This is a genomic window from Streptomyces sp. UNOC14_S4 (assembly GCF_020740835.1).
In the GTDB taxonomy this organism is placed as follows: domain Bacteria; phylum Actinomycetota; class Actinomycetes; order Streptomycetales; family Streptomycetaceae; genus Streptomyces.
The window spans coordinates 1-4,981 of record NZ_JAINFC010000538.1 but is presented as its reverse complement, the minus strand read 5'-3'; the positions used below and the strand labels follow the sequence as shown (position 1 = coordinate 4,981).

Annotated in this window: 4 protein-coding genes and 1 pseudogene; all 5 read left to right on the top strand. The window is 74.2% G+C overall.

Going from position 1 to position 4,981, the window contains the following annotated elements; translation table 11 throughout:
• The coding region (gene pdhA, locus K6I34_RS31470; RefSeq protein ID WP_229331290.1) for a pyruvate dehydrogenase (acetyl-transferring) E1 component subunit alpha at positions 1–1,096 on the top strand (1,096 nt) is incomplete at its 5' end.
• Positions 1,093–2,139 (top strand): alpha-ketoacid dehydrogenase subunit beta, encoded by a 1,047-nt coding sequence (locus K6I34_RS31465; RefSeq protein ID WP_229331288.1) that lies wholly within the window; start codon positions 1,093–1,095, stop codon positions 2,137–2,139. The genes pdhA and K6I34_RS31465, both read left to right, overlap by 4 nt.
• Positions 2,139–3,662, top strand: a complete 1,524-nt coding sequence (locus tag K6I34_RS31460) for a dihydrolipoamide acetyltransferase family protein (protein WP_229331285.1) — start codon at positions 2,139–2,141, stop codon at positions 3,660–3,662. Before K6I34_RS31465 ends, K6I34_RS31460 begins: the two co-directional genes overlap by 1 nt.
• A gap of 158 nt (positions 3,663–3,820) precedes the next feature.
• Positions 3,821–4,726, top strand: coding sequence for an NTP transferase domain-containing protein (locus tag K6I34_RS31455; RefSeq protein ID WP_229331284.1), 906 nt, complete (start codon positions 3,821–3,823; stop codon positions 4,724–4,726).
• Positions 4,723–4,981: pseudogene (locus K6I34_RS31450) on the top strand (hypothetical protein); the annotation flags it as partial. The gene K6I34_RS31455 and the pseudogene K6I34_RS31450, both read left to right, overlap by 4 nt.

Here is a 4,981-nt window from a genome sequence, read left to right as displayed (position 1 = left end):
GCCCCGCACCGATCCGGCCCCCCTGCTGCCGGACGCGGAGCCGTACCGCCTGTTGGGCACCGAGGCGGCGGCCGGCCTCGACCCGGGGCTGCTGAGGCGGTTGTACGGGCACCTGGTGCGCGGCCGGAGGTACAACGGCCAGGCCACCGCCCTCACCCGCCAGGGCAGGCTGGCCGTCTATCCCTCGTCGACCGGCCAAGAGGCGTGCGAGGTCGCCGCGGCGCTCGCCCTGGAGGAGCGGGACTGGCTCTTTCCCAGCTATCGCGACACCCTCGCGGCCGTCGTCCGGGGCCTGGACCCGGTGCAGGCCCTCACCCTCCTGCGGGGCGACTGGCACAGCGGCTACGACCCCCGCGAGCACCGCATCGCCCCCCTGTGCACCCCGCTGGCCACCCAGTTGCCGCACGCCGTGGGGCTCGCGCACGCCGCGCGGCTCAAGGGGGACGACGTGGTGGCGCTCGCCATGGTGGGCGACGGCGGCACCAGCGAGGGCGACTTCCACGAGGCCCTCAACTTCGCCGCCGTATGGCAGGCCCCGGTCGTCTTTCTGGTGGTGAACAACGGTTTCGCGATCTCGGTGCCCCTGGCGAAGCAGACCGCCGCGCCGTCCTTCGCGCACAAGGCGGTCGGCTACGGCATGCCCGGCCGCCTCGTCGACGGCAACGACGCGGCCGCCGTCCACCAGGTGCTGTCCGAGGCGGTGCGCCACGCGCGGGCGGGCGCGGGTCCGGCCCTGGTCGAGGCCGTCACCTATCGCATCGACGCCCATACGAACGCCGACGACGCGGCTCGCTACCGCACCGACGCCGAGGTCGAGACCTGGCGCGCCCACGACCCGATCGACCTGCTGGAAGGGGAGTTGGCCAGGAGAGGGCTGATCGACGACGACGGCATCCGGGCCGAACGGGAGGCCGCCGAGCGGCTCGCCGCGGACCTGCGCGAGCGGATGCACCAGGACCCGGTCCTGGACCCGATGGAGCTGTTCGACCACGTCTACGCAGAACGGACCGCCCAACTGCGCGAACAGGCGGAAATGCTGCGGGCGGAGCTGGCCGCCGCGGGGGAGCCCGGCACGGAGCGGGAAGGGGCCCGATGATGACCACGGCCGTCAGGACGGGCCGGCAGCCCGCCACCATGGCGCAGGCGCTCCGCCGGGCGCTGCGCGACGCCATGGCCGACGACCCGTCCGTGCACGTCCTCGGCGAGGACGTCGGCACCCTCGGCGGGGTCTTCCGGATCACCGACGGGCTGGCCAAGGAGTTCGGCGACGACCGCTGCACGGACACCCCTCTCGCCGAGGCGGGCATTCTCGGTGCGGCGGTGGGGATGGCCATGTACGGGCTGCGGCCCGTGGTGGAGATGCAGTTCGACGCCTTCGCCTATCCCGCGTTCGAGCAGCTCATCAGCCATGTCTCCCGGATGCGGAACCGCACGCGCGGTGCCGTGCCGATGCCGGTCACCGTGCGGGTGCCCTACGGTGGCGGGATCGGCGGGGTCGAACACCACAGCGACTCCTCCGAGGCGTACTACATGGCCACACCGGGCCTCCACGTGGTCGCACCGGCGACCGTCGCCGACGCCTACGGGCTGCTGCGTGCCGCCATCGCCTCGGACGACCCGGTGATCTTCCTGGAGCCCAAGCGGCTGTACTGGGCGAAGGACCAGTGGGACGCCGAGCGGCCGGAGCAGGTGCCGGGCATCGGGCGGGCGGTCGTCCGGCGTCCCGGTTCGTCCGCGACGCTCGTCACCTACGGGCCGTCCCTGCCGGTCTGCATGGAGGCGGCGCAGGCCGCGGTCGCGGAGGGCTGGGACCTCGAAGTCGTCGACCTGCGCTCGCTGGTGCCGTTCGACGAGGAGACGGTGTGCGCCTCCGTACGACGGACCGGGCGTGCCGTGGTCGTCCATGAGTCGGCCGGTTTCGGCGGCCCGGGCGGCGAGATCGCGGCGCGGATCACCGAGCGGTGCTTCCACTACCTGGAGGCGCCGGTGCTCCGGGTGGCCGGGTTCGACATCCCGTACCCGCCGCCGATGCTGGAGCGGCACCATCTGCCCGGCGTGGACCGGGTGCTGGACGCGGTCGCCCGCTTGCAGTGGGAGTCCGAATGGACGGAGATGAGCACTGGGGGCGGTGACACCTGATGGCTGTGGTGCGGGAGTTCAGGCTGCCGGATCTGGGCGAGGGCCTCACCGAGGCCGAAGTGGTCCGCTGGCTGGTGGACGTGGGCGACGTGGTCGCCGTGGACCAGCCGGTCGTCGAGGTCGAGACGGCGAAGGCCATGGTCGATGTGCCGTGCCCCTACGGGGGTGTGGTCACGGCCCGCTTCGGCGAGGAAGGCACGGCACTGCCGGTGGGCGCGCCTCTGCTGACGGTGGCTGTCGGCGAGCCGCTGCCGACGGGTTCGGGGGCGCCCGACGGCCCCGGACAGCGTGCGGACGCGGGCGGGGCGACCGAGGGCGGCACGGGCACCGTCGCCGGCTCCGGGAGCGACACGAGTGGCGGGAGTGGCGGGAGCACGGGCATGGCCACGGACACCGCAGGCCCCTCGGGGACCGCGGGCGCGGAAGGCGGTTCGGGGAACGTACTCGTCGGCTACGGCACGCAGGCGCCCGCTGCCCGCCGCCGTCGGGTCCGCAGGCCTGCCGACGGACGAGGGGCCGTCCCGGCCGCCGCGCCCGGACCGGCGACCGTGCTCGCGGCGGCCGGTGCCGTCGCCGCGGCCCGGGCTGTCATCTCCCCGCTCGTCCGCAGGATCGCGCGGGAGAAGGGGCTGGACCTCGCGCGGATACCAGGCAGCGGGCCGGACGGCCTGATCGTGCGGGCCGACGTCGAACGGGCCGCCGGGTTGAGCGAACCGCGCGAGTCGCGAGACCTGCGGGAGGAGCAGCCGGGAGCGGTGCTCTCGGGGACGGTGCTCCAGGGATCCGTACTGCCTGGGACGGGCAGCGGTGGGGGCGCGCGCGAGTGGGAGGCCGGAGCACAGCGGATACCCCTGCGCGGGGCGCGCGGCGCCGCTGCGGAGAAGCTCGGCAGGAGCCGCAGGGAGATACCCGACGCCACATGCTGGGTGGACGCCGACGCCACCGAGCTGCTCGCCGCCCGCCGCGCGATGAACGCGGGCGACGGTCCCGCCGTGTCGCTGCTGGCCCTCCTGGCGCGGATCTGCACGGCGGCCCTTGCGGAGTACCCGGAGCTGAACGCCACCGTGGACACCGGGACGCGGGAGATCGTGCGGCTGCCGGGTGTACACCTGGGGTTCGCGGCGCAGACCGACCGGGGCCTCGTCGTCCCTGTCGTACGGGACGCGCACACCCGCAGCGCGATCGGGCTGTCGACGGAGATCGCCCGGCTCACGGAGGCCGCGCGGGAGGGGCGGATCGTCCCGGCGGAGCTGACCGGTGGGACGTTCACCTTGAACAACTACGGGGTGTTCGGTGTCGACGGCTCCACGCCGATCCTCAATTTCCCGGAGGCGGCGATGCTGGGGGTCGGGCGCATCGTGCCCAAACCATGGGTCCACGAGGGTCAGTTGGCGGTACGGGACGTGGTGCAGCTGTCCCTGACGTTCGACCACCGGGTCTGCGACGGCGGCACGGCGGGCGGCTTCCTGCGCTTCGTGGCGGACTGTGTGGAGAGGCCGGTGATGCTGCTGCGCTCGATCTGACCGCCGGGCCCCGTGATCGTTCGGGCGCCGTGACCGTTCTCGCCCCGTGACCGTTCGGGCCACCTGGCCGTCCGGCCGGACGGCCAGGTGGCCCGAACCGACCGACCGTATGTACGGGTGCCGGACCGCTGGAATGATCGAGCCGACATACTCGGTGGGTGACTGTTTACGACGCTGTCGTGCTTGCCGGAGGGGCGGCCGCGAGGCTCGGCGGGGCGGACAAGCCCGCGCTGCGCGTGGGTGGGCGCACACTGCTGGACCGGGTGCTGAGTGCTTGCGCCGACGCCGGTGACACCGTCGTCGTGGGCCCCCGTCGGCCGACCGTACGGGCGGTCCGGTGGGCGCGCGAGCAGCCGCCCGGCGGCGGGCCGCTCGCCGCGATCGCCGCGGGGCTCCGGCACACGACCGCCGACACCACGCTCGTGCTCTCCGCCGACCTGCCGTTCCTGGAGGCCACGACCGTACGGGCCCTGCTCGCCGAGGCCGGGCGCGGTGGGCCGGACGTGGACGGAGCGCTGCTCATGGACCCCACGGGCAGGGATCAGCCGCTGGTGGCGGCGTACCGGACGGAGTCGCTCCGCCGTGAACTCGCGTTGATCGCCACCGAGCACGGCTCGCTGACCGGTATGCCGCTGCGACTGCTCACGGCCGAGCTGGCGCTCCGTCGGTTCCCGCACCCGGACGCGTCGTTCGACTGCGACACCTGGGAGGACGTCGCGGTTGCCCGAGCGCGCATCAGGGACGATGGGAACGTGCTGGATGAATGGATCTCCGCGGCGAAAGCCGAGCTCGGTATCGACCTCGATGTCGACACGGCCGCCCTCCTGGACCTCGCGCGCGACGCCGCGCACGGTGTGGCCCGGCCCGCCGCACCCCTGACCACGTTCCTCGTCGGCTACGCGGCCGCACAGCGGGGCGGCGGCCCCGAGGCGGTCGCCGATCTCGCGCGGAAGGCCGCCGAACTGGCACGGCGTTGGGCGGAGGAAACGGAGGGCTCCCCGGAGCCCGGGCCCGGGGCAGGGCGGCGTCCCGGCGCCGGGGACGAGGCCGAAGAGTCGGAATGACGGACAGGGAAGCGGATTCCGCGCTGGACCGCGCCGCCGACGAGGCGCTGGCGCTGCTCGCCGACGACAGGCGGGGCGGCGGGCGCCCCCACGGTGCCACGGGTTCCTCCCCGGGTGCGGCGGGCAGCGGGGACGCGGGAGGTGCGGCGGGCACGACGGGCACGGCGGAGCAGGTGGTTCCGGCCGCTCGGGGCGACGAATCGTCCTACGCCGACCACTACTTCCCGTTCGGTGAGATGCCGGTGGGGAGCGGTG